The organism is Okeania sp. SIO2B9 (assembly GCF_010672505.1).
Classification (GTDB): Bacteria; Cyanobacteriota; Cyanobacteriia; order Cyanobacteriales; family Microcoleaceae; genus Okeania; species Okeania hirsuta.
The window spans coordinates 1-2,857 of record NZ_JAAHGK010001012.1; the positions used below are offsets into that span (position 1 = coordinate 1).

A 2,857-nucleotide genomic window follows, 5' to 3' on the forward strand; every position below is an offset into this window, starting at 1 on the left:
TTGAAGGAAACATAATCATTGTTCCTTTATTTATTTTGCATGAAGTAACGCCTATTATTGAAGGTAAAAGATGGGAACTTATTGGTTGGATTAGTGGTCCTCAATTCCGATAATTTGCAAAAATAAATGGTTTTCATAAAGTTAGGATTGAGAAAATATGGTTTGGATTTCTCCTGAACAAAAGTATCGTCAAATTACATACGCTTGCTATGATGCTTCTCAAAAAGAACATTTCTGTAAACCAGGTGAAAACTGGGGTGCTTTAACAGCAAAAGAGTGTGACTCGGTTATTTCTTTATCAAAACAAATAAAGCCATCAAACCCTACTGTAGATGGAAAATTGAAACCAGAGTTTCGTCAAGTAAAAGCCTGGGGTGTGAATTATTCGGCATCAACGAGATGGCTGTGGGAAAGGTTAACTAATAGTGTTAAATATGCCAATAACAAGTGGTGGAATTATGATATTTACGGTATTATTGATTCTTTACAACTTTTATGTTATGAAGCTAGTAACAATCAGAAAAATATTCAGGATCATTACAATAAACATCTAGATAATGGGGATCTTTATTATTATCGCAAAATTTCTATCTCGATCCAACTTTCCAATCCTCAAGATTATGAAGGTTCAGAATTGAAGTTGTATACTAACAGAAAACCAGAAAAATTACCAAAAGAAAGAGGAACAATGGTTTTGTTTCCTTCTATAATACTCCATGAAGTAACACCTATTACTCAAGGTAAGAGATGGGCGCTAGTTTGTTGGGTAGGCGGTCCTCAGTTTAGATAATTCTAGAAGCATTAGACATCTCCGGAAACTAACTTTTTATCCTGCCATTACAAGGGTTTTAAATTAATTATTCGGAGAGGTCTATTGAAGAAAAAGTTAGCTAGGGGAGACTTGGATTGATGACCTATAGCAGCTCGTTTAAGAAAGAATTAATTGTGGCGATAATTCCCATTATTAAAAATTTGGTGGAGTCTTAAACTTAATTATTTATCCGCCAGTTACACATAAATTCAACTCGGAATGTGGTTTTCCACTTACCGAATTTTTATGATGATTCTTTAGATAGGTTTGCCATTACTTAAATAGTACTACTATTTGTGATACAACGAAATTATAAATTAGAGTTATCGCTAAATAGAGGGAAAAAATCGCTCCAACCTAGACAGAGCAATAATTCCAATTTTTTTTTGCTGTCAATAGCTAAAATATTTACAGAACAAGGTTTTTGGGGATTTTTTAAGTGATAAAGCGACAAGTCTATTGTTAATTATTTGGGTGGTATTTAATAGTAGCGATCGCTACTCCTACAGAAGTTTTCATTTAAGTAAAACACAGTAGAAACGTTCTATGTAATACCTCTACTAGGGTTGGCGCTTCAAAGCTTTGATTAATACTCCAGTTTTTACATTGAACCAACTAATTCTGTTTCTGTGCCGAAAGTGCAAAGAAGCAGGGTTTATCTACTAAAATTAGATTATATGGTAATAGCAATCTCCTGTTCCTAATAAATACAGATGTATAACATTTTATTTGTCTAATTAAACCCCAAACACTCTACTAAAGTGTGAATATTTGATGAATAACATTGGTGTTTTGGTAAAGATTTGATGAAGTTAATTTAGTTGTATTCATATTGTTTAAAAAAGCAAGCTTTTATGAGAAAAAAACAAAAAATTACACACACCATACCATGTTTTCAGGTTTATTCACCATTCTGACTACTGCAGCAAATTCTGTATCATCCACAACATTGACTAAAGGGATATTAGTCGCCGGAGCAGAAGATTGCTCATGGTTGCTGCCTGCAACCGCAACCAGTTTCACAGGTAGGACAAACTTAACCTTCTCTAATGATTACCGGTTGATCTTTGATTGGACAGCTCAAGATGACAACTCTGACAGCGTGATTCTTAGTTCGGAGTTAGACTCCTGGTATGTTGAGCTATCTTCCGTCTTGGGTCTTGGAGTCCTGTTGTGGGATTCTTCAGATTCTGCCTTCGCCTCTGAGTGGCAGGCAAATCTTGATTTTTTGTATGACATTGACGCAGATGATGTGAAGTTGTTTACCAACCCATACACGGATGAAGGCCTCTCATTTAGAATAATATGGCAATTAGTAGTAGAGTTAGTATGTATGTGCCTTTTGATCGATATCCAGTGGATATCACAACAGTACTTGTGTCGAGCGAAACTGTAGTGTCTTCTTCCTCTTTTAAGCAGAGTGGTGGAGAAACCCAGGCATCCTAAACCCCTGAACCAGCAGCATCTATAGTGAGTTTGAACGCACTAGGTGGCTTAATGCTAGGCAGCAAAAGAAAGACTAAAGGCTAAAAAGTGATTGAAATGATAAAGAGAGGAGAAATACCCCTTCTCTTTTTTTCTCTCAACGATACGGGGTGCATAATTATTATTGGGTCGTGGACGGGTTCATCCGATCGTTTGACACACTATTAATTTAATGCGGAACCCCCCCTACTGTTGTAACATTTTAGGTGTGTAATAGTAAAGTTGTAGGTTGGTTGGGTTAAGGTACGAAACCCAACACCCTCGAATTGTCGAGGTTGATTTAATTGAGGTAGCTTGAAAACCAAAAACCATAAGTCTATCCCACTAACATGATTTTTGCGGATTTAACGAATTTTATATTACCTCAATATAAGGGTTTCAAGAATAGTGGGATGGGTTCAAAAACCCTAGTTATGTTGGGTTGCACTCCCGCTTAACCCAACCTACAGTGCAGACTATATTACTCCCACTCAATAGTACCAGGAGGCTTAGAAGTGATATCATACACCACTCGGTTAACTCCCTTAACCTCATTCACAATGCGGTTAGAAATACTTTCCA

Annotated in this window: 3 protein-coding genes; 2 read left to right on the plus strand and 1 reads right to left on the minus strand. The window is 36.3% G+C overall.

The window, feature by feature from the left end; all coding sequences use genetic code 11:
* Positions 1-157: 157 nt before the first annotated feature.
* Positions 158-790 carry a 2OG-Fe(II) oxygenase gene (locus tag F6K13_RS26645; RefSeq protein WP_124144324.1) on the plus strand — a complete coding sequence of 211 codons (633 nt, stop codon included), beginning with the start codon at positions 158-160 and terminating at the stop codon, positions 788-790.
* Positions 791-1,643: 853 nt separating this feature from the next.
* Positions 1,644-2,207: a hypothetical protein gene (locus F6K13_RS26650; protein ID WP_124144325.1), complete on the plus strand. Its 564-nt coding sequence runs from the start codon at positions 1,644-1,646 to the stop codon at positions 2,205-2,207.
* 549 nt (positions 2,208-2,756) lie between these two features.
* On the opposite strand, the gene F6K13_RS26655 is transcribed toward F6K13_RS26650, so the two are convergent.
* On the minus strand, positions 2,757-2,857 hold a 101-nt coding region (locus F6K13_RS26655), incomplete at its 5' end, for a hypothetical protein (RefSeq protein WP_287288945.1).

Bases quoted from the DNA above. Each gene is read 5' to 3' on its own strand.
- F6K13_RS26645 (WP_124144324.1), top strand. From the start codon at position 158: ATGGTTTGGATTTCTCCTGAACAAAAGTATCGTCAAATTACATACGCT.